This window comes from Pseudovibrio sp. POLY-S9, from assembly GCF_001431305.1.
Lineage (GTDB): Bacteria > Pseudomonadota > Alphaproteobacteria > Rhizobiales > Stappiaceae > Pseudovibrio.
Genome location: NZ_LCWX01000145.1, coordinates 65,927 through 91,934 on the forward strand (window position 1 = coordinate 65,927; position 26,008 = coordinate 91,934).

Consider the following 26,008-nt stretch of genomic DNA (forward strand, 5'->3'; position numbering starts at 1 on the left):
ATGCCATGCCGACGGCTATGATTGAGGCTGCTGGTGGTACTAACGTGATGGATACCCTGGAGAAGAGCTGGGCGCGGGTGAACTGGGAGGCTGTTGTTGAGGCTAATCCAGAAATGATCGTGATTGTGAATTACGGGGAAGTGACTGCTGAGCAGAAGCGTGAGTTCATGCTCAACAACCCAGCCTTTGCGGATATGGATGCGGTGAAGAACGACCGGTTCGTTACGCTGGAATATGCAGAGGCAACACCAGGGCCGCGCAACATCAAAGCGATCAAGAAACTCGCAGCGGCATTCTGGGGGAACTAAGAATGAACGAAGGAACCGGCGTTGTTGCTGCCCCCAAAGGGGGCTCCTCTCATCATATGCTGCAGATCATCTGCGTGGGATTGGCTGCGCTGGTTCTTTCTGTTTGCCTTGCGGTCTCCGTTGGGGCTGTTTCCATTTCCATGGAGACTGTATGGGGTGTTCTTGCCAACAAACTGGTGCCGGGGACGGTTGAGCCGAGCTGGTCACTGGGGCGGGAGAGTATTCTCTGGGAAATCCGCCTGCCCCGTGCGCTGCTGGCGATCATGGTGGGGGCCGGGCTTTCCATCGTGGGAGCTTGCCTTCAGTCCGTCACCCGCAACCCGTTGGCTGATCCGCATCTGATCGGGATTTCAGCTGGTGGTGCGTTTGGTGCTGTACTGGCGCTGCTGCATACGGGGTTGTTTTTGGGGATGCTCACCGTGCCTTTGCTGGCATTTCTGGGTGCTCTTGGGGCGACACTTATTGTGATTGGGGTGGCGAAGTTTACAAGCGCGACCAGTGCAGATCGCTTGGTGCTGACCGGTGTGGCGGTGAGCTTTGTGCTGATGGCAGGCGCGAACATTCTCATCTTTCTGGCAGACCCGCGGGCGACGCACAGTGTGGTTTACTGGATGTTGGGTGGGTTAGGTCTGGCGCAGTGGGGACACCTTATCTATCCGTTGGTGGTGCTGGTCCTTTGTGGGGTCTGGCTGTGGCTGCGGGCCGGACACTTCAACGCCATGACCATTGGCGATGAGACAGCGACCACGCTTGGCATCTCCGTTGGTGCATTCCGGCTGGAGACCTTTCTCATTGGGGCACTGATTACTGGTGTTATGGTGGCGTTCTCGGGTATGATCGGGTTTGTGGGGCTTATGGTGCCTCATATTGTGCGGTTGTTTGTGGGCGGTGATTATCGGCGCTTGATCCCGGTCTCTGCGTTGTTCGGGGCAATCTTTTTGCTGCTTGCGGATGTGGCTGCGCGGACACTGATGAAGCCGGAAGACATGCCGATTGGCATCATCACCGGGCTTGTTGGCGGGGTCTTTTTTATCTGGTTATTGAGAGAAAAGCGGTAGGTCTGCCGCTTTTCAAGCACTCTGGCATCTCGTAGTTGCTGTGATATGAGCTTGAGCTTGCCGTCATCACGACACAGTTTTTTCGCGTTAGACTCATACAAGGCCCATCTGGCAGCATGGCAGAAACACGGATTTTGAAAGGTATTTACCTTTATTCCGGTTGGTTTCGGCTGCTTTTAATTATGGTTTTGTCGCATATTCCTAGGCGTTGATCAGAGGTCTTGTTCGGGAACATGTGTTTGATGCGGAGTACGTGAATGACATCTCGGTTGTATAGCGATTTTGCCGAGCAGTATGATGAGGCCATTCAGGAGAACATCTACAACGCTCTTTTAGAGCGCCCCACCCTGCTTGGCATGCTGCCGCCACTGCAAGGGCTGAAGGTGCTGGACCTTGGGTGCGGCCCCGGCGTGTATGCGCAGTTTCTCTATGATCACGGAGCCGATGTAACCTGCATTGATGAATCCGAGCAGATGCTGAAGCTGGTGAAAGAGAAGCTGGACGACAACGTAAAGTGCTACACCTCCGACCTGTCTAATGGGTTGCCGGAGAAACTGGAAGGCACGTTTGATATCGTGATCTGCCCGTTGATGATCCATTACGTCGAAGACCTGAACAAGCTTTTCAGAGACATCGGAAACGTGTTGAAGCCGGGTGGTTACTTCGTGTTCTCAACGCATCATCCGCTGGTGGATGCGCAGTGCTCTCCAAGCGGCAGTTATCTGCGTCAGGAACACGTGACGGAGGAATGGAACACCATTGGTATGCCGGTGAAGGTGAGTTTTTATCGCCGCCCGCTCTCTATGCTGTTTGGGTGGCTCTCAGCTGCCGGAATGTGTGTTGTGGACCTGCGCGAAGGGATGCCTGCTGCCGAGATGAAAGAGAAATCTCCAATCCACTATGAGAAGCTGCAGAAGAACCCGAGCTTCATCTTCTTCAAATGCCAGAGCCACTGCAGCAAGTAGGTTGACCTCCTGACCCGCTTCAGACTCACTGGCTACTTACAGTTTTGTGAGTCTCAAGGTTTCTGCGGTTTATCTCCCGCAGAGTCAGTTGCACTGTATGCAATCGGGTAGATTCATGAGTCATTTCAAGGGGATACTGACTCTGCGAAACTCACAGGCGTGTTAGTTGCCTCTGAGTCAATTCTCAACATCGGTGAATGTGGAATAAATGCTTCTGAAACGCTCGTAGCGAGCCTTGTTGGCGCCCATATCGCTGTAGCCAACGCGGGATTGAGAGCGGTAGTGCACGACGCCTGCTTCTTCATCGATCCAGAGCTCTACATCGTCGTTGTAACCCATGCTTGAGCTTGTGAAGACGGCGTGGAGGTATGATCCTTCCACCTTGCTGATCTTGTTCTTGCCCATCTCCTGCAAGGTGTTGGTGAGAGCTGCCTGTGTGATCTCAAAGGAGGAGAGCATGGGAAAAGGCTCCACACGACGGGCTGTGTCTTCTGTTTGAGAAGAGACGGCATTGGGGGAGTTGGGCAGGGCTGCAAACTGGCCATCATGCACGCCAACATAATCCGGCACTCTAGAGTTTTGCCAAATAAGTTTTACAGTGACGCCAACCACAAGCGCGACCAGAAGAATTGCAATAACAGCCATTTTAGAAAGACCTTTGAATATCATCGTTCCCGAATTTCCCACTTGCACAAAGCATAACTCATTCAGAGGTTGCGGGCGAAATGAAATTCTAGTGTTTAGAGTGCGACACAATCTGTTCGCATCTCTTACAGGTTTGCGTGAGGGGTAGGAGTGAGGTCTGAAATTTAACTTCCACTCCAAACCAAGTAGTTCACGCTTCTTCACTGCAAGATGAACGCATAATTAAGGCTATAGCCCCTCAAAACGGCTATATTGGTGCCATAAAACTTGACGATTTTGCAATTTCGCTCTTAATTGCCCTTTTAATAGCAAAATTGCTGCTTAAATCTCTCAGGTCGGGAGAAAAGCAACAAAAGGAAGCCTTTGCAGATGAATTCAGAACGCTCTACGCAGACAACTGAGCGCCAAGACGTTTCGCCACTTTTGAAACTGGCCCTTGAGCTCGGTCCATTGGGCGTTTTCTTCATCGCCAACTCCAGAGGCGCACAGCTTGCTGAGATGTTTCCTGCATTGGGTACTCTTGGTCAGCCGATCTTTATTGCAACAGCTGCCTTTATGGTGGCAATCACCATCTCCCTCACCGTGTCTTACATCCTCACCCGTCATCTGCCCGTGATGCCGGTGGTGTCTGGTGTTGTGGTGCTCGTGTTTGGCGCACTGACACTGTATTTGCAGGATGATCTGTTCATCAAACTCAAGCCAACCATCGTGAACACCTTGTTCGGGTCCATTCTGCTGGGTGGCCTGTTCTTCGGTAAGTCTCTGCTGGGCTATGTGTTTGACAGCGCCTTCAAGCTGGATGCTGAAGGCTGGCGCAAGCTGACTATGCGCTGGGGTCTGTTCTTCTTTGTGTTGGCGCTGATCAATGAGTTCGTCTGGCGCAACTTCTCAACGGACTTCTGGGTGGACTTTAAGGTCTTTGGTTTCATGCCAATCACCATGGTCTTCACCATGATGCAGCTGCCGCTGATCCAAAAGCACAGCTTAGAGAGCGAAGAGAAGAGCTAAAGCTCTCTCACTTTCCCAAGTACAGACAAAATTAAAGCGCGGTTTGAGCCGCGCTTTTGTGTTTTTGTAGCAATAAATGCCGCTGGATTAGCGCGGTGCGCGCTTTGCCAGGATGCGCTGGAGCGTTCTGCGGTGCATGTTCAGGCGACGGGCTGTCTCTGAAACGTTGCGGTCACACAGCTCATAAACGCGCTGGATATGCTCCCAACGAACCCGGTCAGCAGACATTGGATTGTCTGGTGGTGGGGCTTTATCGTTTGGACGGCGGGTCAGCGCTGCCAGAATATCATCAGCATCAGCTGGCTTTGCGAGATAGTCAATGGCACCAAGCTTTACTGCTGTTACAGCAGTTGCGATGTTGCCATAGCCGGTCAGGATGATTGCGCGCGCGTCCGGCTTTTTCATGCGGATGGCTTCAACCACGTCCAGACCGCTGCCATCTTCGAGGCGCATGTCTACGACAGCATAATCAGGTGCCTGTGCTGCAACTTTACTCAGCGCTTCTCTTACGCCGTCTGCGGTTTCCGTGTGAAACCCTCGTTTCTGCATCGCACGTTCCAAGCGCTGCTGGAAAGCACGATCGTCATCAACGATTAGAAGGCGTCCAAGAGGTGCAACTTCTGGTTCTGTCATTTTGCAGGTCCGATTAATCTACGGTATTCACAGGACACTTTAGTATATTTTTCAGTTAAGGGAAGTTCCCATGGGCTTTTATAGCCAGATTTCGCTAAAGTATTTTTACTAGGATACCTAGAGATTTACTCTCAGGATTCTGGAGTTTGCGCTCCCTGATCCATAGTTTCACGTAGCCAGCGTATATGAACCAAAGCTCCGCGGTCAGGATCTTTTCGATTATGAAAATTCACTCTTCCACCAGAGCGCTCCAGCAATGTTTTGGCAATGAAGAAGCCAAGACCCAAGCCACCGCCTGATTGGCGTTCTGCTTCGTCGTCAAATTCTTCTTCACCATCCTCTGAAATTGCAGGTGCAGAGCGTTTGGAAACATAGGGTTCGCCCATTCTGGCAAGCACGTCCGGCGCAAAGCCTGGGCCGTCATCCAGAATGAAGATTTCCACGTGCTTATCATCCCACTTCGCTTCGAAAAGAACGGTGGTTTCTGCGAAGTCTACGGCGTTTTCGAGTAGGTTGCCGAGGCCATAGCTGATGGCAGCGTCACGGACGCCGACGGGTTCTGGTCCGACGCCTTCAGCCTTGATATTGATTTCAATGCCGAGACCTCGGTGCGGCTCAGATACATCTGCCAGCAACAGCGAAATCGGCATGCGCTGGAACACCTGATCGGCATCACTGGACAGGCTTGTGAGCTTCTTCAGAATTTCACGACAACGCGCGGCCTGAGAATAAACCAGCTCAGCATCTTCACGCAGTGGGTCGCCCTTCTCAAACTCGGTGGAGAGCTCTTTGGCCGTCAGATAGATGGTGCCCAGCGGTGTGCCGAGTTCGTGCGCGGCAGCTGTTGCAAGGCCGTCCAGCGCGGACAGATGCTTCTGGTGCGCCAGGACCATGTCACTGGCTGCCAATGCATTGGAGAGCTGGCGTGCTTCTTCAGCAACCCGCAAAGAGTATGTTGCCATGAAGAACATGGAGCACATGAGCGAGAACCAGACGCCGACAAGGTAGAGCGGCGGCAGATCAATCTGCGTGCCATCATACCATGGCAACGGCATGTGGAACGCGGTGAGCAGCGTGACAACTGCACCGGCCAGCGCGCCGAGAATGATGGTGTTGCGGGAAGAGAGCGCGGTTGCAGAGACGACAACAGGTGCAAGAATGAGGAAACAGAACGGGTTGCCCAGACCACCTGTGAGGTAGAACAGACCACCGAGCTGAATGATATCGTAGGCCAGCTGAGCTGCTGCTGCATTTTTGGAAATGCGCGTGCTTGATGGCCAGCGAATTTTGAGAATGACATTGAGCCAGGCGGATGCGGCCACCAGAACGTAGCTGTAACCAATGGGCAGCGGGAAGTTGAGCAGATAGTGCACCACAAGCAAAGAGACAGTTTGTCCTGCCACTGCCAACCAACGCAGGCGCACAAGCGTATCCAGCTTGATCTGCGGGTCTAACAGTCGCGACTGCCCTTCCGGTGTGCTCATCATTTAATCTTGCTCCAATATGTCACAGATGCCCTTCATAAATCACAGGTGATCCACTTGCCAATGGGTTATGTGGCAGAACTATCTTGTTTTGCCGCTGAAATGTTAGCATAGCCTTGTATCCGCCTCTGGGGCATGCTAGCCACCATCTAGTTGCGCAGGTACGGCAAACAAACACTTAAGAGTGACAGTGTGTTGTACCAGTGATTGTTATTGCGACACGGGAAAAACGATATGAGTGAAGCTAATACTGCTGGTGAACAGGGTGAAGCAGCTGCACCAGGCATGAACATCCTGGCTCAGTACATTAAAGACCTTTCTTTTGAAAACCCAAATTCTCCAAAGTCTCTTCAGCCAGGTGAACAGCCAAAGCTGGACATCAACGTAAACGTTGGTGCGAACCCAATTGGCGAAGACCAGTTCGAAGTTATTATTACTCTGAACGCAAAAGCGAACACTCCTGAGCAGGTTCTGTTTGCTGTTGAACTCGTTTACGGTGGCGTATTCCAGATCACCGGTGTTCCTCAGGAGCATATGCACCCGTTCATCCTGATCGAGTGCCCACGTATGCTGTTCCCGTTTGCTCGCAACATCCTTGCAGACACCACACGCAATGGCGGCTTCCCACCACTGCTGCTCGATCCAATCGACTTTGCAGCTCTGTACCGTCAGAACCTCGCTCAGGCTGCTGCTGCTCAGCAGACACCTGCTGCAGGCGAAAACGGCGAAGCAAAGCCAAACTAAGAATTTTAAGTTTCCGGCATTCCGTCGGTACTTTGACAAAGCCACGTTGGATTCCAGCGTGGCTTTTGTTTTGCCTGCAATTCGATATTTCGATCTAGGAAGATATTTATTTTCGCCGCCTAGGATCTCCGCGATAAACGGAGAGAGGCCTCAAGAGACTTAAGATGCGGCATCCAAACTTACGAAGTATCGCTGGTGCTCTGGGCATTGTTGCCCTCATGATGACACCTGTTGGTTCCCTTGCTCAGGACGAGCCGGAAATTGCCGGCCCGGAAGACTGGCACGCCTACAGCTTTTCAGCTGAGCAGATCACCGGAGACATTATTCTGGCTCCCGGGACGATCGAGATGGGCAAATCTGGAATTCTGACAATCACGGGCGTTGAAGGGTATACCCCCAACCTCTTCTCCTTCACTGGCGCAACGTCTCTCGACCTGCCAGAGGGCAAAGTTTTCTGCGAGAAAGACGTCGATAAAGGTATCATGATCATCGACCGGTCGCAGCCAGATTTTCTCGTGATTGATGTCTTCGGAGGTGATGTGCCGCCTGAAGCTGGCAAGAGCGTTGATCAGCAAGCCGGTTTCTGCGGCTCGTTTACCTACAACAAGTCGTAGGGCAACCTACGCCTGACTGTTTCAATCAAGGTAGTTCCAAATGAAAATCAAGATTACTTCTGTCTTTCTGGGCTTGTCTCTTGCTTCCATTCCGCTTGCTTATGCTGGCGAGGCTCCTGATAAAAAATGGGGCGCCTCCAGCACCACCGCGACGAGTATTACTGGTGACATCGTCGTGGGGTTGACCTCAATCACGATGGCGACAGGAAGTGTGTTGCATATTAAGCCTGTAACCAGCGAAGTTCCCAATCTCTACCGCTTTACGGGCGCTGATATGCTCATGCTGATCCGTAACAACAATCTCTGTTTGCCAGACACGACAGATGGCTATCTCGTTCTCAGCTACCCAAGCAAGAACATGCTGGCAATCGATGTTTTTGACGGTGATATGCCGCCTATGACGGTAGAAGGCATGGAAAGCCAATCCAATTTCTGCGCTTCTTACAACTATGAGATGCCTGGATAAAACTTCACATTGCACCCAAGTAAGCGCTGTGCAAAATACGGAGCCTCTGATCAGGCGAGCCGGGTTCTGCGCTTCCTATTACTACCATAAGTCTTAGATTTTGCACTTTAGGTTGCATATGCATGTATAGAACATAAGATGGTCCGCGATTTCACGGACCGTCTCATCGGTCAATTTGCATTTATCTGACCGAAATATTGATTTATGAAAACACCAGAAGAACCAGCAGGACAGCCTCGTCCTGACATCGCAATGTTCAGTGTCAGCCGTGCTGAACTGATCCGCACATACCTATGCTATGCTTTTATTGTCCTTTCCTCAGAGGCATTATTGGGACTACTCAGCAGCATCTTTCTTAACGCTGTTTCAAACCTCCCTCCTATCCCTGGACTTGTCACAATCTACTATTTACGGTCCGCGATTGTCCTGTTCTTTATACTCGCAGGCTTCTTTGTAGCTCCTAAACGAATTAATCTTCTGAGTTTTATTGGGCTTTACATCGGGATCTCATTCGCCATTAGTTTTTATTCCGTTGTATTTAGATTTTACTCCCACATAACGTTATTCTTACTTCTTGAACCAGATCAGATGATAAACTGGCTCATCAATTCTTCTTTCATTTCAAACTTTATTTATATCCCATTGATTGGATATGGCCTTTACCAAGTTTGGCGGGCTCCCTCTGCGAAGAAGCTTGCAAGTCTTGGGACCAGCTCCGCGCAATAGGGCTCCGTTAAAGTTAGGACCCTTATTTCAACTGGTCTTCAATTGCTCTTGGGAAAAGTTAGTCTGTCCTGGAGTTTGTGGCACTCACGTGCTGCGCTCTAATATTTGATTTGAGTAGATCGATGCGGTTTGATTGTATCCGGTCGCATGGGTCATACTTTATCTCTTCTCTTGAGGCGGCGGTTTTTCTGCGATGTCTGAAAACGCATACGCGCAAGAAGTTTGTTACAATTTGCGCGGTGGGAACCGGGCATTGCTGATGGATGCGTTTGCCACTGTTCGCAAAGAAGATTTCCTCTTTCCCCCTCCATGGCGTGTCGCTATCACAACGCAAGGGTATGGCCGCAGGGCGGTTCTGGAGGATCCAGAGGACCTTTATCAGGACATGCTGGTAGAACTTGTGCACGAGGCCAATATCAATACTGGTCAGCCGTCTTTATGGGCGCAGATCTTCAACTGGTCAGACCTCAAGCCGGGTATGGCGGTTTTTGAGTCAGGTTCTGGCCTTGGCTATTTCACTGCCATCATTGCTCATGTGGTTGGCGCTGAAGGCGTTGTCTACTTCGATGAACCGCATGACAAACTGCATGATCCGTGTCACGAGAATCTGGCGTCCATTGCGAACGTTCATGCAGATTACAAAGGTGCGCCGTTAGATCGGGTCTACCTTTGCTATGGCACAACAACGATCCCGGCCCAGCTTTATCTCAATACCAAGCTGCGGGGGCAAATCGTGTTTCCCTTTACCAATGACTGGGGGCATGGCTTCTTTATCAGCTTGAAGAAGAAAAAGAAGACGTGCGAGCTGAAGGTCAGCTCCCCGTGTGCATTTGTTGTCAGCCACACATACAAGAACAGTCCGTTTACAGACGATTTTGGCGAGCTTTATGACATGACGGTGGACATCAGCTTGGTTGAGCAAGCGCTGAATGATGACGTGCTGGATGTGGCAAAAATGATCCATCTGGCGCTCGAAGCCAGGTCGAACTCTTAGAGCACATCGCGCTCCAAAATCTTTAGTGCAGCGACTTCTTATGGTTTGACTGAAGCCAATCAGACACAACGCGCTTTGGCCATTATGCCGCATGGGAATCCTGCTTGCCAAACACCCGGTAGCTCTATAAGCTCATAGATGTTGCACAAGAGTGTGATGCCCGAAACGCAACCAAAGGAGGTGTTTGATGATTGTAATAAAGGTGCCTCAGGCAGGTTCGTTTAAATAGGCAACACGCCTTACCTGCCTGACCCACTTTGGGGTCCGTATGCGATAGCTACGGCGACCCTATGGTGCTGTTCTATTTCAGGCAGATAAATGTCCCATAAATTGATTGAGCTGGGTTGGTCGGCTCATTTTATGATGCAGCTTCGCGATGACGAGCTGCAAACCCTTTCTGTTGCGCGCATTACTCAGGTTCATAGGAACCAGATGGTCGCTATCAGCAGTGAGGGAGAGTTTTCTTTGAGCGTCTCAGGCCATGGTTCTACCGGCTCTTATGCCGTTGGTGACTGGGTCATCTATGATTCTCAGTTTCAGGTTGCGCGTGTTCTTGACCGCCTTACTGTCGTGGAACGACGGGCCGCAGGCGAAGATGCTCGCACGCAGCTGATTGCGGCTAATCTGGATGTGCTGTTCATAACCACCTCCTGCAACAAAGACTTCAACATTGCGCGCCTTGAGCGATATCTGGCTGTTGCCCAGCAAGCTGGCATTCAACCTGTTGTGCTGTTGACCAAAGCCGATTTGGTGGAGGACACGCGAGACTTTGAAGTGCAGGTGCAAAAGATTGATCCTTTGTTGCCAGTCATCGCGCTGGATACCCGCGACACCTCTCAAATCACGCCGCTCTTTGACTGGTGGAGAGCCGGACAGACGGCAGCTTTGGTTGGGTCATCTGGTGTTGGTAAGTCTACCATTCTCAACAGCTTGAGCGGGTCTTCCGCCAAAACCTCTGGAATTCGTGAAGATGATGCCAAAGGCCGGCATACAACGACGGCACGCTGCCTTTACCCGATTGGTGAAGGCCGCTGGCTTATGGACACGCCGGGTATGCGTGCCTTGAGGCTCTATGAGGTTTCCGAAGGCGTTTCGGCGGTGTTTCAGGATCTGGTTGATCTTGCTGAGGACTGCCGGTTTGGTGATTGCAGCCATGATGCAGAGCCTGGGTGTGCCATTCAGGCTGCGATTGAGTCGGGTGAGCTGGATGCTGCCCGGTTGAAACGCTGGCAGAAGCTGGTGCGGGAAGAGCAATACAACAGTGAGACTGTTGCGCAGTCCCGGTCCCGTTCAAAAAACTTCTCAAAAATGATCAAACGCGTGCAAAGCGGTAACCGACACATGAAAGGCGACGCCTGACACTCATGACATGTGCTCCCGTGGATGTAAGTTTGCGGGAGTGCATTAGAGCGGTTTCTTGCGGTTTTCAGCATCTCCAAGGGGGAGCCGACCCACGAATTTGGCAGTTTCCGCAGGTCGGCCAGATGTCTTTGAAGTGTTGTTGTGTTGAGGCAACTTCAAAGACCTCGGGAGGCTTATCCACTCGGTAAATTTGCTGTCTGACCGAAGTGGTGACGCTCACCTATTTTTTAACCGAATTCAGTGCTGCAATACCGTACTCGGTGTGGCAGCCTTGTTTTTGCGGCTGCTTTAGATGAGTGTCGCGCGGATCCATGAAACAAGCTGTCCTATAAAGAACAGCGCAAGATTTTTTTTTAGGCTAGACGCTCCCCGCGAAGCAGGGGGAAGCCACACACAGATTCGGGATTATACGTCCTGTGGCAGGACTTTGGGCAGCTCAACACAGAAGGTTGTTTCTGCACGATCCGCCAAAAAGGTGAGAGAGCCGTAGTGAGATTTCACCATGGACTGCACGATGCCAAGGCCCATTCCGGTCCCACCTTCTGAGCGACGGGTTGTGAAGAACAGGTCAAAAATTTTCCCTGCGTTCCCCTCAGAAATACCGCTTCCATTGTCGCAAATGTAGAATCGCAGTGTTGTCGGCGTTTCTTCGATTTGGATAGTAACTTTCGTGGCCGCGTGGTTGATCGCATTGTCCACCAGGTTGAAGAAGATGATTTCTGCATTTTCAAGCGTGATCGGCACTTGGACCGAAGATTGGCTCTTACAGTTCACTTCAAGACTAGCGTATTGATTTTGAAGGTGGTTGAGCAGGTTTTCCAGATCCAACTGACCCGTTGATTTCGGGTTGTCTGCACGCGCCAGATGACGCAAGCGATCCAGCAGAGCTGTTACCCTGTCGGAGTCTTTGAGGATGTTATTCAGGAAGCGGTTTCGCTGTTCCTTCGACATGTCCTCACCAGACTCCATCAGCAGCTCTACCGCGCCCTTGGTTGCTGTGATCGGAGACTTCAGTTCATGCGCTGCATGTGAGGCAAATGTTGAGATGTAATCTGCTCTCTCAGATATCTTGCGCGCCATGGACAGGAAGCTATCTGCCAGCGATGCAAACTCACGTGTGCCGTTGTGCTTGAGCGGGGCGATTGCATTTGCGTCCCCCGTACTGATCCGCTGTGTGCGCTCTATGAGCTCGTGGATTGGCTTCGTGATCACCCGCAGAAAGACAAAGCCAATCAACGCTGTCACCAGCAATGTGAATGCGCTTGCTATGGCAACAATTTCCCATTGCTTGAAGAGCTGGCGCAGGGTGTTGCTTGGGGTTCTGGACGCATAAATCACGCCGACAACCTTGTTGTGCAAGATGACTGGCATTGCTGAGAAAATACGCGTTGCCGTTCCGCGGCTTAAGGATGAGAAAGCTGGAGCTGGTTCATCTGAAATGCGTTCTCGTAAAACGCTTTTATATTCACCCGAAAGAGCTGCCTGAACCTCTTCAATGTGGCTTAGTGAGAGCCCCAGTTCACTGCGCCCAGCGATGACGTTTCCTTTGTGGTCCAGCACCCGGAAACCAGCCAAAGTGACCTTTTGAGTCTCTACGAGCAAGGGAGACAAGCGGCTCCCGATCTCCTGCATAATGTCGCTCGATGGATCACCTGAAGGACGCGCTTTTGCCCGGCGTGGGTATGTTTTTGCAGAAAACAGATAGGTGCGGGGTGCGATGGGTTTGTAGGGGCCATCCTCAATGGAGATGGTTTGTTCAATGGCTGCAAACTCACCGAGCTCTATCTCCTCTTGCTCAGCCACCATGCGTGACATGACTGCAGACAAGACGGCGCTTTGGGCAATCAGTGCATTTTCTGTTTGCTGGAAAATCTGGTGCTCGAAGATGCGGAAGAACAGGATGATTGCGAATGGCAGCAGAAGCACGCTTAGCAACACAGCAACGACAACCATGCTCAGGGTCGGGCGCCACTTTTTGCGGGTTGTGGCAGCCTTCATGTTGCAGCAGACATGGCTGCTAACCGAAACCCGACGGCATGAACGGTTTCGATGAGATTGGGAGCCCCTGCATTTGTCAGCTTCGAGCGCAGATTGCGGATGTGGCTGTCGATGGTGCGGTCAGAGACATGGATATTTGGCGGGTATGCAAGATCTATAATTTTGTCGCGCGAAAACGTCATTCTTGGACGGTCAAGAAACAGTTTCAGGATCTCAAACTCGATTGATGTCAGTTCCACAAGTTGCCCCCGATACGTCACAGATCGATACGCGGCATCCAGTCGCACGCCTCCGGCTTCTCGTTGAGCAGAGCTTGCCGGTTCTGCGAGCTTGGGGCCTTTCGTTCTCTTCAGAATTGCGCCAATACGCGCGACAAGCTCCCGAGGGCTGAATGGCTTGGTGACGTAGTCATCACCGCCCATCTCCAAACCGAGGATCCGGTCAATTTCTTCATCGCGCGCTGACAGGAACAGGATCGGCACTTCTGAGTGCTTGCGGATTTCCCGGCAAACCTCAAAACCATCCATTTCAGGCATGCCGATATCGAGGACGATCAGATCTACCGGCTCGTTCCTGAAACGGGCGACAGCTTCAAACCCATCTTGAGCAACGCTTGCTTTGTAATTGGCTTTTTCGATTGCGAAGGTGATGACGTCGCGAATATGAGTGTCATCATCAACTACGAGAATATTTTGCATTTTCAGAGGCCCGGATCGTCACGATATCGAGTTTTACTGTCGCTTGGTGCCGTTTGCAACTCAGTCGGGGTTTGCAATTCGACCGGGACCTCATTCTCTTGCAGATAATCGAGCAGCAACTGATTTCTAAGGCTCCAAAGGCGCCAGTCCCTTGCATCGAGCCGCACGTGGAGAGCCATGTAACGCCGGGAGGACTGCAACTCTATCAATCTCTCATTTTTGCCTTCAACACTGCGGTCCAGCTCGCTTCTGATCTTAGCATCAATTGCGGGGATTGCCTGCGGACCAAGCTTGATCAGATACCAATGGTCAAACTTGGTGCCCTCGGCGTAAGTCACGTTGTAGTCTGCAATCAAAGCGGCAGTGTTTGTGAGGCTGAGGGAATACAGGATCACCGCGACCACAAGCATGTTCACCCGAACAAGCCAGCTGTTGTTACGCTTCAGCGCGAGCTTCACAACAATGCTAAGCACCCCGATAAGCACCAGCATCACCCAGATCAACGCGTAAAAGCGCAGGTAAGTCATTGAATACTCGCTGACGTAATTGCCGAGGCGAGCAAGACAGGAGACCACAAGCAGAGTGGTTTGAACTGTCCATGCCAGCAGCAGTACCTGCACGAGCTTGGATTTTGCGGTCGCAGCCCCTGAACGGCTGGCAAACAGCACGAAAATTGCAGCAAGCAGAGCGGCGATGATGAGCGTATAAACGCCTGAGTGTGCGTAATTGGCGTATGTGGTTCCTGCAGGAAGTTCTTGAGAACCCCACAGGTAGACAGCATCCAACACCGTTTGCAGGGCGAAGAGGCCGTTGAAGAGGACCAGCGAGCGAACCACTGCCTTGTAGCCAAAGAGATCATCCATCACTGATTGATAGGCCTGAACAACTTCCTGCTCCGGTGTTTTGACACTCAGCACAGCTGTTTTCTCTTTCTTCAGCTTTTTTCTGAACTTGACCCGCAGAAACGGCCAGACCAGAGCAAAAGCAATGGACCAGAACACGATGCGTGCCATGTTCAGTTTTTCGAAGAACTTTCCAGGATTGATGTTGAGCAACCACTGCTCAATGACCGGGTTTGATGAGCTAAACAGGTAGAGGAAGACCGGGAACAGCGTTAGCGGTAAGAACCAGGTGAATGCCAGCTTTGCGTAGTTGGAGAATGGCCGTTTGCGACGCTTCACGCGACTTAGAGTGATCATGTCCTTTACAAAGCCCAGCGGCCAGCGGCGCAGGAAAATGAGCAGCACTCTTAGTAACTTCAAGTCGAAGGCGTTTATGCGCAAGTTCATGATCAGTGCGCTTGTGGCTAGTGATAGGATCGCAATAAAGCCGCTGAGGAAATCCCACTGGAGCACGCTTGGTGCAACGCCAACAATCACTGTCAGTCCTGCGATCCATGCACGGTGAGCACTTACCCTGCCTGCACCCGCCAGCATGATTGCAAAGGCAACGGCCACGATGAAGATGCTGAAGCCGATTTCTGCGCGGCGACCAAAGAATAGGAAATCTGCGAGCAGGCAGAGCGCCAGACCGAGAATAAGACGCGCCTGAATGCTAAGGACAGGCATCCATGGCAGTTGTTTGCGAAAGGTCGATAACATTGATTTTGCCCCAAAATCACTTGAAAGAATGAAGTTGGGGGAGATCTAGAGACCTCGATTGCAGGGAGTTGGGCAAAACACATGAGATCGCGTGCAGATTTGTGCAGTTTCTGTGCAGGCGGTTTTCATGATGTGTTGGGCATCGGAAAAGGCAGCCTACGTTGATGCGCAAACTGCCTTTGGTTTGTTGTTTCAGTCTCCCTAAGCCGCTTTTATGTCACCAAGGAACTGGTCGATTTCCGTGCGGAGGTGATCAGCTTCCGTGCGGAGTTCTTCGGAAGCGATGAGGACTTGCTTGGAGGTTACGCCGGTTTGGATGGCGGCCTCGTTGACCTTGGAGATGTTTTCCGTGACCTCCGCCGTTCCACCTGCAACTTCGCTGACGTTGGTTGCGATTTCCTGCGTGGCGAACTTTTGCTCACTGATTGCACTGGAGACAGCACTGGCACGTTCGTCGATCTCACGAATGATCTTGTCGATGTCTTCCATAGCAGTGAGAGAGCCCTCTGTTGCGCGCTGGATATCTGCAATCTCGTTGCGGATCTGCTCGGTGGCCTGAGATGTCTGCTCTGCCAGCGACTTCACCTCGCTTGCCACCACAGCAAAGCCCTTGCCAGCTACCCCTGCCCGCGCGGCCTCTATTGTGGCGTTGAGCGCAAGCAGATTGGTTTGTTCGGCAATATCTGTGATGATGCTGACCACATCCCCCACACTTTGTGCAGCCTTGCGCAGTTCTGCTGCATCGGAATTGGCGCTGTGCACTTGCTCTACGGCCTCTGAGGCTGCTTTTCGGCAATGGTGCATCTGGTTACCGATTTCAGCGACAGAACTGTCGAGTTCCTCCGTTGCTGAGGCGACGGACTGGACGCTGCGGGATGCTTCTTCAGCTGCGGAAGCCACAGCTTTGGATTGGGAGCTTGTGAGCTCGGAGATATTCGACATTTCCTGAGAGGAGAGCTGCATGGTCTGCGAGTTGCGGCCCATGGTCTCCAGCACGTATGAGACGGCCTGCTCAAAATCGGCAATACGCCCTTCCAGAAACTCACCACGCTCAAGCTGGACTGCGTGCTGAGTGTCTTGCTCCTGCTTCAGATTACGCGCCAGGATCATGTTTTCCTGGAATACGGATACCGCCCTAATCATCTGGCCCACTTCGTTTTTTGCAGGTTTCGGCAGTTTGATGTTCAGGTTCCCACTCGCCAGTTGCTCCATGGCCTCAATGATACCTGCGAAAGAGCGCTGGATGGATTTGATAAGGATGAAAGACATCAGGAACACCAGTAGGAAGGCAGCTGCTGCGATGCTCATGTGCAGTGTCAGGCGTCCGTTGGCATTGGCCTGAAGATGCTCCGTATCTGTGATCAGGCTTGCGGCGATGGTGTTTTCCAGTGTCTTGAGCTGATTGATCTTCTGGGAAGCTGTTTCAAACCACTCCGGACCGCTTATTGCTTGCAAGCCAGTTGTGGAGTTTGCACCACCCAGCGCGATATCGCGGTAGGTGTTCAGCTTCGTGTTGGCAGCCCCTTCCTGCACCTTTGTGAGGTCTGCAAAAATTTCACGTGTGGCATAGGTCTGGAAGATATGGGTAAAGGCCTCTTGTTCCACGATCAGCTTTTGAAACTTCTTCATAGCTGCAGGTGGGAACGCATTGCTTGCAAAGCCAGCGGCACCAACCGCTCGCTCCAACCCTGCCCGCTCCTTTGCCAGAAGGAAGGCATGATAACTCACAATGCGATCTACGATTTCCGCGTTGGGACTGAGCTCGCTCATGGAACCGATGATATCCAGCTTCTCGGAGTTTAATTGGGTGTAGAAACTGACAGCCTCTCCAATCTGCACATTGAGAGCATCCACTTTAGAACGCATGGCTGGTGTCTTTTGCAGTCGCGCGTTGATGCCTTCCAGGTCTGCTGCAAATTCCGGCTGATAGATGGTCAGGTCAAAGCCATTTAGAAACTGCAGGTAGTCGATGCGCGCTGTATCGGTTGCCCGGCGTTGCTCTTTCAGGTCAACCGCAAACTGCTGGCCTTTGCTGGCGAGGAACAAGGCAGTGGCTCCGCGCTCCTTTTGCTGCTCATGCACCAGACTGCCGATTTTGACCGATAGGCGCGTGAGCTGAGATAGCGCTGCCAGCTTCTGCTCATCCTCGGTATCCACCTTGATGAGCTGATAGAGAAAAACGAGAGCTGCAATACTTGGAATAATTGAGAGCAGTGTAATGGTATGAACAATTCTGAGCTTAGCTAAATATGCAAACATGATAATATGGGTCCGCTGAAATCTAGCTAAGCATTTTCCCTTGTTTATTTACGGCCAGTTAACGATACAGGGCCGATTTCATGCATGCGAGTAGCATTTGGAATCGTGTGAAAGCTGCACTTTTGATAGAGCCTTGTTCAGAAGTTCTTTTTCTGGAAATGAAGTCCTTTTGTTATTCAGATAAAAAACATTAGTTATTTCGTATATTCTTTAAAAACAAACATTAGAGATATCAGTAAACTGATTAATCAGGTCAACAATTATTCGCAGACAAACTTAAATCAGAGCAGAGATTCGAAATAAAACGCCTGATTCAGTAAACTAATACATTCTGATTAAGCGTTTTACTTAGCTGAGCAAAATGCACGACTTACGTTACGTAGCATGCGCCAGGAAATGAACTTGTGGGCTGGGCCAACGGGCAGCATGTAGAGGTTGCCGAACCAGTTGTGGGTGATGACTGAGGACGTGATGCGGACCAGCGCCCCTTCATTTGCAGCGTCGACACTGATGGTGGTCATGACTGAGAGGTGCTTGTCTCTTGAGGTGAGCACTAACTCGCGATCCTCGATATGTTCCACCAAAAAGAAATCTAGATGATCTCCCACATCTGGCAGTGTGGTTGTACGTTTGTCTCCAAATCCTTTTATCTTTGTGACGCCCGCTAATGCGGAGATTTGGTCTCTCACCCAAAACGCAGCGCTGAGCCAAGCGGAGCGTTTGCTGAACAACGCACGGTAGACTTCAAATGCGGTTGGTTGTGCGTTTATCTTCAACGAATTGACGTGATAGAAGTTAAGCTCTTCGCGTGGAGCAACCAATTGAGGGACCAGGAGGGATGAGATTTCCGGCATTTCTGATGCTCCTTCAATGTAGCCAAGACTAATGTGACCTTCTCTTTAGAATAATCTAAAGTACTTTTATAGACAACGGATTAGATCCTGTTACGCGGCTTGCCTGAAACTATAATTATATATCTTAGGCGCCACACTCTCGCCTTATGGTTGCAGCACAATTTTCCCTGCACCAGTTCGGTGTTTCTATTTTTATATTACGGGCAGATCACGTTGAGTATGAGGTTCCGCAAGACAGGCCTTTCTGTATGGATCTGTGCGCTTGCTGTGTCTGCTCATGGGGGAATTTATGCAATCTAGTTTGCTTCGTGTTGCTATTGGGTGTTCTGTTCTCTTCACTGCTCAGGCCGCTATTGCATCAGGCCTTTATCTTGTGCGTGAAGACGGCAGTGAGATCACAATCTATCTGAAATCCCAAAGCCCGAAGGATGCGACCGACCTCCTTGTTCTCATTCAGGGCTCTGACTGCAACAGCGTTGCTCACAATACTCTGATCAATGAGGAATTCTCGCAGGTGCTGCCAAAAGCGGATGTGTTGACCGTTGAAAAATACGGCATCACCTCGGATCTTTCATGGGATCGCAGCGATAAGCGTACGGACTGCCCAGCGGATTACATCGAAAATGACTCACCGGAACGTCGGACAGCAGATTACATCAAGACTATCAATCAGCTGAAAGAAGCCGGGATTTACAAGCGGGTGTTTCTGTTGGGCGGCAGTGAAGGTGCTGTGGTTGCCAATATGATTGCTGCAAAAACTGATTTTGTGACGGCCAGTGTTGCTCTGAATGGTGGAGGGCGTCACTTTATTGATGATATCCTGCACAACATGAAGTCCAGCGGCATGCCTAATGAGGCGTTTAAAGAAGCCTCTGCTGGGTTCAAAGGCTTTGCGCAGCAGATCACCACAAGCAAACCGTTTGACGTCAACATGAGTGGGCACGGCTATAGCTGGTGGAACGCTATGCTGAAACTAGATCAGTTAGAGATTCTGGCTCAAGTTGAGAACCCTTTATTGATTGTGCAAGGTGGGCAAGACCAAAGCGTTTCACCTGAAGCTGTTGATCAACAGATTGCGAAACTCACGGAGCTGAGTAAGACCAATATTACTTATAAATCCTACCCAGACATGACCCACTCCTTTGAAAGGGCTGGAGGGGAAAGCATGGTCGAGCAGGTCATCACCGACATTGAGGGATGGTTGGCGCAGCTGGATTGATCCATCGAAGGGCAGTTTTCTGCCCTTTTCTTTTATGGCGGGGGATGGATTGTCAGCTTGGCTGCTTATTAATGCAGTTCCAACTTTGCCTTGGCGCTATCCTGCGAGTGACAGACACCATCGCGCTTCATCTTGCGCTCGCACTGACGTTGGGAGGCAGGGGTGAACTTTGGCTTCCACGCACGGACAACTTCTTTAAATTCTGCAAGGAACAGTTTGAGTTCTGCGGCATCAAGCTCTTGAAGAGCGATGCAGGAAACAACGGCAGGCTGGCCAAGGGCAACACGAATGAAGGTAAAGCGGTTCTTTGCGGTATGGTTCTCGTGCAGCATCTGAACCATGACATGCTGCGGTACGTCGGCATCCTCTGAGAGGTAGGCCATCATCTTCAGGCGCTTGTCGCAGGCCCGCATGTGGATCTCAACATCATCGGCATTCAGCGTACACTCACCGTCTGTATTTCTGTATTAAAGACAGGCGCTTCCATGCCGCCATCCGATGCAACCTTATTCATAAGTGTTTGCGGTGTCATATTCTGCAAGACAGACCATCCAATCCATTTGTTTCTATAGTGGCAGAAAATATCGAATTTTCTCCTAAGAGCTCCCCGTTTTTGAGGCAGGAAGTTCCAGTGACCACTATGAATTGGAATAAGGGCAGAAACTGTCTTCTATGAGACACAAAGCCGTGATGGGCGTGCGGAAATCGTCAACCTTACCACCTAAATAACGCCGCTGTGATCTGGACTGACCCGCAAAACTGCGAAGGCAGTCATATGAGTTGTGATATTTACAAAACACAACCCAACCTGATCACATCTGCTGAACTCGGCGTCAGAGGGTATGGATAAGTGTTGAGAGACGCTTTTATGCCCGATGTGCCGTTTTTTTAGTGCTGGGGTGTGTCCTTTTCAGATCAACATCTTGGAGATGATGTTGATCTTCTGGTCCTGATGATTTGCCTGTAACGCTTCAATTCCGGCTCGCATGCCTTTGACCAGAGTGTCGACGGACATGCTTGGTGCTCCAAGGTTCTGGATCATGGCGGCAACCTCCGGCAAATGCGGCAGATGCACCCAACCGGCCCGAACCGGGAGGTTGTGTTTCGTGATGTGGTGCAGGACGCCGTACATCAGATGATTGCAGCAGAACGTGGCAGCTGAATCCGAAATATCCGTTGGCACCCCTGCATCACGCATGGCTTGCGTCATAGCCCGAAGAGGAACCGTTGCGTAGTAGCCAACTGGCCCATCTGGCACGGTCAGCTCACCCTGAAGTGTGACACCTGCGGTATCGGTTACGCCATAGCGGGCGCAGTCGTTGAGGTTTTGTGCGAGGCGCTCCAGCGTGATCATGGAGCGACCACCATATTCACCCAGCATGAGGACAGAGCTGGGTTTCAGCTCTTCCATGGCAGCGACGGTTTCTTCTATGCAGTGAAAATAGCTGCCTGAGACGATGCGGGAGACGATTTTAGCACCAGCGATCTCTTCACCATCCAGTGCCAGCGCAAGCTTTTCTGCCGGGTTGGTGGGCGTATTGGCATAGGCGCCAAAGCCTGTGATGAGAATGGTTTCCATAAAATGCGCTCCCTCTCGTTCAGATCGCGCAAATGGTACCCAGAGCAGCTTAAGCCTTTGTTCAAGAGACAAAGACAGATGAAGCAAAAAGAGCCTCTGCATGACAGAGGCTCCCGAGTTTGTGCAGTTTAGGCCTTACAGAGCACTCTCGATCTCAGCGACAACAGCTTCAGCTGCGGTGCGGGGGTCTTCGGCGCGGTAGATTGGGCGGCCGATGACGAGGTAGTCGGAACCCGCTTTGATTGCGTCGTAAGGTGTCATCACGCGGCGCTGATCGCCTGCATCTGTGCCTTTAGGGCGTACGCCTGGTGTTACGATGCAGAGCTTGTCGCCAACTTTGGCACGCATGGCGGCGGATTCCATTGGCGAGCAGACGATGCCACCGACGCCAGCAGTTACCGCATCAAGCGCACGCTGTTCCACCAAGGTTGCTGTAGGGCCGACGTAGCCCGCGTCTTTGAGGTCTTGCTCATCCATTGAGGTGAGCACGGTGACGCCCAGCAGGCAGAGGTCTTTGTTGCCAACTTCTTCCAGTGCCTTTACGGCTGCGCGCATATTTTTCGGGTAAGCGTGCACGGTCATGAACTTCATGCCCATTTTCGCGACGTTTTTCACTGCACTGGTGATGGTGTTGTCGATATCCAGAAGCTTTACATCCAGAAAGATGGAATGCCCTTCCTTCGCCATCTCTTCAGCGAACTGAAGACCACCTGCGAACTGGAGTTGCATGCCAATTTTGTAAGTGCCGACAAGTCCTTGTGTTTGTTTGACGAGCTGGCGGGCCTCATCAACTGTTGGAACATCCAGAGGGAGGATCAGGCGATCGACTGCACTTGCTGGGCGATAAGACATGCGAGGCTCCAAATATCTGCTAGATAAACGGCTCAGTTCCTAACAGTTTGTGCCGAGAAATACCAGAGGGAGTAGCAGATCCTAGCTTTTTCATCTTTGGGTATTTTCAGCGATCCCTTAGCCTGTTAAAACGGCGCGTCTTTAAATGCTTGTGCAGGGGTTTTGCATGAGTATAAGGACTATAAACTTATCAAGGGACATCCCATGCGTCAGGCCACTATTGCCCGCGGCACAAAAGAAACGACGATCTCTGTTTCCATCAATCTGGATGGCACAGGCAAGTACGACATCAAAACCGGTGTTGGTTTCTTTGATCATATGTTGGAACAACTTTCCCGACATTCGCTCGTGGACATGACGATCCGCGCAGATGGTGACATCCATATTGACGACCACCACACCACCGAGGATGTGGGCATTGCTCTGGGGCAAGCGTTTAAAGAAGCGCTTGGCGACATGAGCGGCATCACCCGCTATGCAGACACGCACCTTGCGATGGATGAAGCCTTGACCCGCGTGGCTCTGGATGTCTCCGGTCGTCCTTTCCTTGTCTGGCAGGTAGACTTCCCACGGGACAAGGTTGGCACGTTTGATACTGAGCTTTTTGAGGAGTTCTTCCGTGCGTTTGCCATGAATGCAGGTTTTACTCTGCACATTGCAAACCTTTATGGCACCAATTGCCATCATATTGCGGAAACATGCTTTAAAGCAGTTGCGCGTACTGTACGCACAGCTATCGAACCAGATCCACGCCAGAGTGGACGCGTGCCAACTACAAAAGGTCAGCTTGGCGGCTAACCTTTTCGGCCCGCAGCTCTGCTTGTTCAGGGAGAATGCAATTGGCTGTCTATTATGTCATGACCGAACCAGGGGTTTCACTTGACCACCTGAAGGACGAGGACGCACGAAACATCAAGTTCGTGAAAGACGGTTTCTCGTGGTGGGCGATGCTCTTCCCTCTCCTCTGGTCTTTGTACAACCGGATGTGGCTGGTCTTCCTCGGTTATCTGGCAGCAATCATTGCGCTGGTGTTTATTGCTGAAGCCTTTGGGTCTACCACTGGCGGCTTTATTACCGTGCTCGCCACTTTGTTTTTTGCGATGGAAGCCGGGTTTCTGAAAAGCTGGAGCCTGCGCCGCAAAAACTGGCAGACTGTCGGGTTTATCTCTGCCGCCAATCTGGATGAGGCAGAAATTCGTTTCTTCGACCGCATTTCCAAAACCAAAAGTGAAGTGCGGCTTCCACAGGGGCCAGTGGCCCCACACACCAGCGACACTGACGTCGTTGGAATGACACTCAAGCGATAACAGGAGTTTCTTCATGAGTGTGGCAATTATTGATTATGGTTCTGGCAACTTGCGCTCCGCGGCAAAGGCGTTTGAGCATGCAGCCCATAACCATCATCATACTCATGAGGTTACGGTAACTTCTGATCCTTCAGTTGTTGCCAAGGCTGACCGTATCGTTCTGCCCGGTGTTGGCGCATTTGCGGATTGTCGCCGTGGCCTGTTGGCGCTGGATGGCATGGAAGAGGCATTGGCGGAAGCTGTGCTCATCAACGGTAAACCCTTCATGGGGATTTGCGTGGGCATGCAGTTGTTGGCGACTCGTGGGCTTGAATTTGAGAAGGCGGAAGGGCTGGACTGGATCAGTGGTGATGTCACCGCGATGAAACCAGCTAATCCTGAGCTGAAAATTCCTCACATGGGCTGGAACACCATCAACGTCACGGGTGATGAACATCCGGTGCTTGAAGGCATCAAAACCGGCGGTGATGGCCTGCACGCTTACTTCGTGCACTCCTATCACTTTGCGACCGAGAACCCTGAACACCGTTTGGCAAGCTTTGACTATGCGGGTGAGTTCACTGCGATGGTGGGACGAGACAACATGGTTGGCACGCAGTTTCACCCGGAAAAGAGCCAGAAGCTCGGTCTCTCTTTGATTTCCAATTTCCTGAGCTGGGCGCCGTAACGGCTGCCCGCTTTCAGTGGCACAGACAAGTCCAAGGACAGAATTATGATTATTTTTCCAGCGATTGACCTTAAAGGTGGCCAGTGCGTTCGTTTGAAACTGGGCGACATGGATCAGGCAACCGTGTTTAACGATGATCCGGGTGCACAGGCGAAGACGTTTCAGGACCAGGGCTTTGAATGGCTGCACGTTGTTGACCTTGATGGTGCGTTTGCGGGTGAGACCAAAAACGGCGAAGCTGTTGATGCGATCCTTGCCAACACCACCAACCCGGTTCAACTGGGCGGCGGTATCCGCACTATGGAACACATCGACAACTGGCTGGCAAAAGGCATTGCACGCGTCATTCTTGGTACCGTAGCCCTGCGAGATCCTGAGCTGGTGAAGGAAGCTTGCAAGAAGTATCCTGACCGCATTGCTGTTGGTATCGACGCAAAAGGTGGCAAGGTTGCCGTTGAAGGTTGGGCAGAGACTTCCGAGCTGACCGTGATTGAGCTGGCAAAGCAGTTTGAAGATGCTGGTGTTGCAGCGATCATCTACACCGACATTGACCGTGATGGCGTTCTTAAGGGCCTGAACATTGAGAGCACACTGGAGCTGGCCAATGCAGTGAGCATTCCGATTATTGCTTCCGGTGGTCTGGCTGACATCAAGGACATTGAGCGTCTGGTGCAAACAGATTGCGATATTCTTGAGGGCGCGATCTCTGGTCGTGCGTTGTATGATGGTCGTCTTGACCCTGCTGAAGCGCTTGATCTGATCAAGAAAAGCCGTGAGGGCCTCGCATGACCCTGAAGGCTCGCATTATTCCATGCCTTGATGTGAAGGATGGCCGCGTCGTGAAAGGCGTCAACTTTGTTGACCTGATTGATGCTGGCGACCCTGTTGAGGCAGCCAAAGCTTATGACGCAGCTGGTGCAGATGAGCTGACGTTCCTTGATATTACTGCCTCCAGCGACAATCGCGACACGATCTATGATGTTGTGCAACGCACTGCTGAAGCTTGCTTTATGCCAGTGACTGTTGGCGGCGGTGTGCGCACTGTTGAAGACATCCGCAAGCTGCTGATCGCCGGTGCTGACAAAGTTTCAATCAACACCGCAGCGGTGAAAAATCCTGAATTTATTCGGGAAGCAGCTCAGAAATTCGGTAGTCAGTGCATTGTTGTCAGCATTGATGCCAAGCGTGTTTCTGCTGAAGGCGAAGAAGAGCGTTTTGAGATCTTCACCCATGGTGGCCGTACGCCAACTGGCATTGATGCTGTTGAATTTGCGCGTAAGGCAGTGGACCTTGGCGCTGGTGAACTGCTTGTTACATCAATGGATCGTGACGGCACGCAAGAGGGCTACAATTTGCCGCTTACCCGTGCAATTGCGGATGCTGTACATGTACCTGTGATCGCTTCCGGTGGGGTTGGAACTCTGGATCATCTGGTTGAGGGTGTTCGTGATGGACACGCGACTGCTGTGCTTGCTGCTTCAATCTTCCATTTTGGGACTTACAGCATTGAAGAAGCCAAGCAACACATGGCAGATGCTGGAATTCCTATGCGTCTGGATAAGTAAATTTCGCTCAGGTATTCAGAGTAATCCTGAAGCGGCCTCAACAAGGCTAGCCAAATGACCAATTTTACCCTTTCGGACCTAGAGGCTATTGTTGCTGCACGTGCGAACAGTGACGATGAAATGTCATATACCCGCAAACTCATTTCAAAGGGCGTTTCCAAGTGTGCACAGAAGCTTGGAGAGGAAGCCGTTGAAACTGCGATTGCAGCCGTAGAAGGTGATAGGGACGGCGTTGCTTCTGAAGCAGCTGACCTGCTTTATCATCTACTTGTTGTTATGAAGGTTTCCGATGTGTCGCTGGATGAAGTTCTAGCTAAGCTTGCAGCACGCACCGGCCAAACCGGACTGGAAGAAAAAGCGTCTCGTACGGACGACTAGTTTTCTTCCTGTCACGCGAAGTGG

28 protein-coding genes are annotated in these 26,008 nt (G+C 51.4%); 17 read left to right on the top strand and 11 right to left on the bottom strand.

Translation table 11 applies throughout. The features are described 5' to 3' along the window. The 3 genes from PPL9_RS12565 to PPL9_RS12575 all read left to right on the top strand — a co-directional run. Window positions 1-308: ABC transporter substrate-binding protein (locus tag PPL9_RS12565; RefSeq protein ID WP_152986689.1), on the top strand; the 308-nt coding region annotated here is incomplete at its 5' end. 56 nt (window positions 309-364) lie between these two features. Further along, complete coding sequence (locus PPL9_RS12570) at window positions 365-1,366, top strand: iron ABC transporter permease (protein WP_057463239.1); 1,002 nt, start codon at window positions 365-367, stop codon at window positions 1,364-1,366. A gap of 257 nt (window positions 1,367-1,623) precedes the next feature. Continuing rightward, on the top strand, window positions 1,624-2,331 hold the full coding sequence (locus PPL9_RS12575; RefSeq protein WP_057463012.1) for a class I SAM-dependent methyltransferase: 708 nt from the start codon (window positions 1,624-1,626) through the stop codon (window positions 2,329-2,331). Window positions 2,332-2,508: 177 nt separating this feature from the next. Here the strand turns inward: PPL9_RS12575 and PPL9_RS12580 are convergent, their stop codons facing one another. Further along, entirely contained in the window at window positions 2,509-3,000 is a 492-nt protein-coding gene (locus PPL9_RS12580; RefSeq protein ID WP_208989342.1) for a DUF1499 domain-containing protein, read from the bottom strand. Between the two features lie 345 nt (window positions 3,001-3,345). Between PPL9_RS12580 and PPL9_RS12585 the strand changes: the two genes are divergently transcribed. Beyond that, window positions 3,346-3,984: a septation protein A gene (locus tag PPL9_RS12585; RefSeq protein WP_057463013.1), complete on the top strand. Its 639-nt coding sequence runs from the start codon at window positions 3,346-3,348 to the stop codon at window positions 3,982-3,984. An 87-nt stretch (window positions 3,985-4,071) separates the two neighbouring features. Here PPL9_RS12585 and PPL9_RS12590 read toward each other — a convergent pair whose 3' ends face one another. Then, complete coding sequence (locus tag PPL9_RS12590; RefSeq protein WP_057463014.1) at window positions 4,072-4,617, bottom strand: ActR/PrrA/RegA family redox response regulator transcription factor; 546 nt, start codon at window positions 4,615-4,617, stop codon at window positions 4,072-4,074. 131 nt (window positions 4,618-4,748) lie between these two features. After that, window positions 4,749-6,104, bottom strand: a complete 1,356-nt coding sequence (locus tag PPL9_RS12595; protein ID WP_057463015.1) for an ActS/PrrB/RegB family redox-sensitive histidine kinase — start codon at window positions 6,102-6,104, stop codon at window positions 4,749-4,751. 231 nt (window positions 6,105-6,335) lie between these two features. On the opposite strand from PPL9_RS12595, the gene secB reads away from it, so the two are divergent. From secB to rsgA, 6 genes are all read left to right on the top strand, one after another. After that, on the top strand, window positions 6,336-6,845 hold the full coding sequence (gene secB / locus PPL9_RS12600; protein ID WP_057463016.1) for a protein-export chaperone SecB: 510 nt from the start codon (window positions 6,336-6,338) through the stop codon (window positions 6,843-6,845). 164 nt (window positions 6,846-7,009) lie between these two features. After that, a complete protein-coding gene (locus PPL9_RS12605) occupies window positions 7,010-7,459 on the top strand; it encodes a hypothetical protein (RefSeq protein ID WP_057463017.1) in 450 nt (149 codons plus the stop codon). A gap of 40 nt (window positions 7,460-7,499) precedes the next feature. After that, window positions 7,500-7,925: a hypothetical protein gene (locus PPL9_RS12610; protein WP_057463018.1), complete on the top strand. Its 426-nt coding sequence runs from the start codon at window positions 7,500-7,502 to the stop codon at window positions 7,923-7,925. 204 nt (window positions 7,926-8,129) lie between these two features. Continuing rightward, a complete protein-coding gene (locus tag PPL9_RS33285; protein WP_057463019.1) occupies window positions 8,130-8,651 on the top strand; it encodes a hypothetical protein in 522 nt (173 codons plus the stop codon). 193 nt (window positions 8,652-8,844) lie between these two features. Next, on the top strand, window positions 8,845-9,645 hold the full coding sequence (locus PPL9_RS12620; RefSeq protein ID WP_057463020.1) for a protein-L-isoaspartate O-methyltransferase: 801 nt from the start codon (window positions 8,845-8,847) through the stop codon (window positions 9,643-9,645). Between the two features lie 318 nt (window positions 9,646-9,963). Then, window positions 9,964-11,004 (top strand): ribosome small subunit-dependent GTPase A, encoded by a 1,041-nt coding sequence (gene rsgA, locus PPL9_RS12625; protein ID WP_057463021.1) that lies wholly within the window; start codon window positions 9,964-9,966, stop codon window positions 11,002-11,004. 408 nt (window positions 11,005-11,412) lie between these two features. Here rsgA and PPL9_RS12630 read toward each other — a convergent pair whose 3' ends face one another. The 5 genes from PPL9_RS12630 to PPL9_RS12650 form a co-directional block, all read right to left on the bottom strand. Continuing rightward, window positions 11,413-13,005, bottom strand: coding sequence for a HAMP domain-containing sensor histidine kinase (locus PPL9_RS12630; protein ID WP_057463022.1), 1,593 nt, complete (start codon window positions 13,003-13,005; stop codon window positions 11,413-11,415). Further along, the gene (locus PPL9_RS12635; RefSeq protein WP_057463023.1) at window positions 13,002-13,703 is read right to left on the bottom strand and encodes a response regulator transcription factor; all 702 of its coding nucleotides are present in this window, start codon (window positions 13,701-13,703) and stop codon (window positions 13,002-13,004) included. Before PPL9_RS12635 ends, PPL9_RS12630 begins: the two co-directional genes overlap by 4 nt. A gap of 2 nt (window positions 13,704-13,705) precedes the next feature. Further along, window positions 13,706-15,304 carry a DUF4173 domain-containing protein gene (locus PPL9_RS12640; RefSeq protein WP_208989343.1) on the bottom strand — a complete coding sequence of 533 codons (1,599 nt, stop codon included), beginning with the start codon at window positions 15,302-15,304 and terminating at the stop codon, window positions 13,706-13,708. Window positions 15,305-15,505: 201 nt separating this feature from the next. Beyond that, entirely contained in the window at window positions 15,506-17,563 is a 2,058-nt protein-coding gene (locus PPL9_RS12645) for a methyl-accepting chemotaxis protein (RefSeq protein WP_057463024.1), read from the bottom strand. A 344-nt stretch (window positions 17,564-17,907) separates the two neighbouring features. Then, window positions 17,908-18,417, bottom strand: a complete 510-nt coding sequence (locus PPL9_RS12650; RefSeq protein ID WP_057463025.1) for a DUF2867 domain-containing protein — start codon at window positions 18,415-18,417, stop codon at window positions 17,908-17,910. 289 nt (window positions 18,418-18,706) lie between these two features. Here PPL9_RS12650 and PPL9_RS12655 point away from each other — a divergent pair, with 289 nt between their 5' ends. After that, window positions 18,707-19,636, top strand: a complete 930-nt coding sequence (locus PPL9_RS12655; RefSeq protein WP_057463026.1) for a prolyl oligopeptidase family serine peptidase — start codon at window positions 18,707-18,709, stop codon at window positions 19,634-19,636. A 68-nt stretch (window positions 19,637-19,704) separates the two neighbouring features. Here PPL9_RS12655 and PPL9_RS12660 read toward each other — a convergent pair whose 3' ends face one another. The 3 genes from PPL9_RS12660 to pyrF form a co-directional block, all read right to left on the bottom strand. Then, window positions 19,705-20,049: a hypothetical protein gene (locus PPL9_RS12660; protein ID WP_057463027.1), complete on the bottom strand. Its 345-nt coding sequence runs from the start codon at window positions 20,047-20,049 to the stop codon at window positions 19,705-19,707. A 497-nt stretch (window positions 20,050-20,546) separates the two neighbouring features. Next, a complete protein-coding gene (gene pcp, locus PPL9_RS12665) occupies window positions 20,547-21,215 on the bottom strand; it encodes a pyroglutamyl-peptidase I (RefSeq protein WP_057463242.1) in 669 nt (222 codons plus the stop codon). Window positions 21,216-21,350: 135 nt separating this feature from the next. Next, window positions 21,351-22,067 carry an orotidine-5'-phosphate decarboxylase gene (gene pyrF, locus PPL9_RS12670; protein WP_057463028.1) on the bottom strand — a complete coding sequence of 239 codons (717 nt, stop codon included), beginning with the start codon at window positions 22,065-22,067 and terminating at the stop codon, window positions 21,351-21,353. Window positions 22,068-22,271: 204 nt separating this feature from the next. Here pyrF and hisB point away from each other — a divergent pair, with 204 nt between their 5' ends. The 6 genes from hisB to PPL9_RS12700 are packed head-to-tail and all read left to right on the top strand — an operon-like array spanning window position 22,272 to window position 25,984. After that, window positions 22,272-22,865: an imidazoleglycerol-phosphate dehydratase HisB gene (hisB, locus tag PPL9_RS12675; RefSeq protein WP_057463029.1), complete on the top strand. Its 594-nt coding sequence runs from the start codon at window positions 22,272-22,274 to the stop codon at window positions 22,863-22,865. Between the two features lie 35 nt (window positions 22,866-22,900). Beyond that, a complete protein-coding gene (locus PPL9_RS12680; RefSeq protein ID WP_057463030.1) occupies window positions 22,901-23,374 on the top strand; it encodes a DUF2628 domain-containing protein in 474 nt (157 codons plus the stop codon). 13 nt (window positions 23,375-23,387) lie between these two features. Beyond that, window positions 23,388-24,041 carry an imidazole glycerol phosphate synthase subunit HisH gene (gene hisH / locus PPL9_RS12685; protein ID WP_057463031.1) on the top strand — a complete coding sequence of 218 codons (654 nt, stop codon included), beginning with the start codon at window positions 23,388-23,390 and terminating at the stop codon, window positions 24,039-24,041. 45 nt (window positions 24,042-24,086) lie between these two features. Beyond that, window positions 24,087-24,830, top strand: coding sequence for a 1-(5-phosphoribosyl)-5-[(5-phosphoribosylamino)methylideneamino]imidazole-4-carboxamide isomerase (hisA, locus tag PPL9_RS12690; protein WP_057463032.1), 744 nt, complete (start codon window positions 24,087-24,089; stop codon window positions 24,828-24,830). Beyond that, on the top strand, window positions 24,827-25,606 hold the full coding sequence (gene hisF / locus PPL9_RS12695; protein ID WP_057463033.1) for an imidazole glycerol phosphate synthase subunit HisF: 780 nt from the start codon (window positions 24,827-24,829) through the stop codon (window positions 25,604-25,606). Before hisA ends, hisF begins: the two co-directional genes overlap by 4 nt. Window positions 25,607-25,660: 54 nt before the next feature. Next, the gene (locus tag PPL9_RS12700) at window positions 25,661-25,984 is read left to right on the top strand and encodes a phosphoribosyl-ATP diphosphatase (protein ID WP_057463034.1); all 324 of its coding nucleotides are present in this window, start codon (window positions 25,661-25,663) and stop codon (window positions 25,982-25,984) included. Window positions 25,985-26,008: the final 24 nt, after the last annotated feature.

Coding starts and splice junctions, on each gene's coding strand:
- PPL9_RS12570 (WP_057463239.1), top strand. CDS start 365: ATGCTGCAGATCATCTGCGTGGGATTGGCTGCGCTGGTTCTTTCTGTT.
- PPL9_RS12575 (WP_057463012.1), top strand. CDS start 1,624: ATGACATCTCGGTTGTATAGCGATTTTGCCGAGCAGTATGATGAGGCC.
- PPL9_RS12580 (WP_208989342.1), bottom strand. CDS start 3,000: ATGATATTCAAAGGTCTTTCTAAAATGGCTGTTATTGCAATTCTTCTG.
- PPL9_RS12585 (WP_057463013.1), top strand. CDS start 3,346: ATGAATTCAGAACGCTCTACGCAGACAACTGAGCGCCAAGACGTTTCG.
- PPL9_RS12590 (WP_057463014.1), bottom strand. CDS start 4,617: ATGACAGAACCAGAAGTTGCACCTCTTGGACGCCTTCTAATCGTTGAT.
- PPL9_RS12595 (WP_057463015.1), bottom strand. CDS start 6,104: ATGATGAGCACACCGGAAGGGCAGTCGCGACTGTTAGACCCGCAGATC.
- secB (WP_057463016.1), top strand. CDS start 6,336: ATGAGTGAAGCTAATACTGCTGGTGAACAGGGTGAAGCAGCTGCACCA.
- PPL9_RS12605 (WP_057463017.1), top strand. CDS start 7,010: ATGCGGCATCCAAACTTACGAAGTATCGCTGGTGCTCTGGGCATTGTT.
- PPL9_RS12610 (WP_057463018.1), top strand. CDS start 7,500: ATGAAAATCAAGATTACTTCTGTCTTTCTGGGCTTGTCTCTTGCTTCC.
- PPL9_RS33285 (WP_057463019.1), top strand. CDS start 8,130: ATGAAAACACCAGAAGAACCAGCAGGACAGCCTCGTCCTGACATCGCA.
- PPL9_RS12620 (WP_057463020.1), top strand. CDS start 8,845: ATGTCTGAAAACGCATACGCGCAAGAAGTTTGTTACAATTTGCGCGGT.
- rsgA (WP_057463021.1), top strand. CDS start 9,964: ATGTCCCATAAATTGATTGAGCTGGGTTGGTCGGCTCATTTTATGATG.
- PPL9_RS12630 (WP_057463022.1), bottom strand. CDS start 13,005: ATGAAGGCTGCCACAACCCGCAAAAAGTGGCGCCCGACCCTGAGCATG.
- PPL9_RS12635 (WP_057463023.1), bottom strand. CDS start 13,703: ATGCAAAATATTCTCGTAGTTGATGATGACACTCATATTCGCGACGTC.
- PPL9_RS12640 (WP_208989343.1), bottom strand. CDS start 15,304: ATGTTATCGACCTTTCGCAAACAACTGCCATGGATGCCTGTCCTTAGC.
- PPL9_RS12645 (WP_057463024.1), bottom strand. CDS start 17,563: ATGTTTGCATATTTAGCTAAGCTCAGAATTGTTCATACCATTACACTG.
- PPL9_RS12650 (WP_057463025.1), bottom strand. CDS start 18,417: ATGCCGGAAATCTCATCCCTCCTGGTCCCTCAATTGGTTGCTCCACGC.
- PPL9_RS12655 (WP_057463026.1), top strand. CDS start 18,707: ATGCAATCTAGTTTGCTTCGTGTTGCTATTGGGTGTTCTGTTCTCTTC.
- PPL9_RS12660 (WP_057463027.1), bottom strand. CDS start 20,049: ATGCGGGCCTGCGACAAGCGCCTGAAGATGATGGCCTACCTCTCAGAG.
- pcp (WP_057463242.1), bottom strand. CDS start 21,215: ATGGAAACCATTCTCATCACAGGCTTTGGCGCCTATGCCAATACGCCC.
- pyrF (WP_057463028.1), bottom strand. CDS start 22,067: ATGTCTTATCGCCCAGCAAGTGCAGTCGATCGCCTGATCCTCCCTCTG.
- hisB (WP_057463029.1), top strand. CDS start 22,272: ATGCGTCAGGCCACTATTGCCCGCGGCACAAAAGAAACGACGATCTCT.
- PPL9_RS12680 (WP_057463030.1), top strand. CDS start 22,901: ATGCAATTGGCTGTCTATTATGTCATGACCGAACCAGGGGTTTCACTT.
- hisH (WP_057463031.1), top strand. CDS start 23,388: ATGAGTGTGGCAATTATTGATTATGGTTCTGGCAACTTGCGCTCCGCG.
- hisA (WP_057463032.1), top strand. CDS start 24,087: ATGATTATTTTTCCAGCGATTGACCTTAAAGGTGGCCAGTGCGTTCGT.
- hisF (WP_057463033.1), top strand. CDS start 24,827: ATGACCCTGAAGGCTCGCATTATTCCATGCCTTGATGTGAAGGATGGC.
- PPL9_RS12700 (WP_057463034.1), top strand. CDS start 25,661: ATGACCAATTTTACCCTTTCGGACCTAGAGGCTATTGTTGCTGCACGT.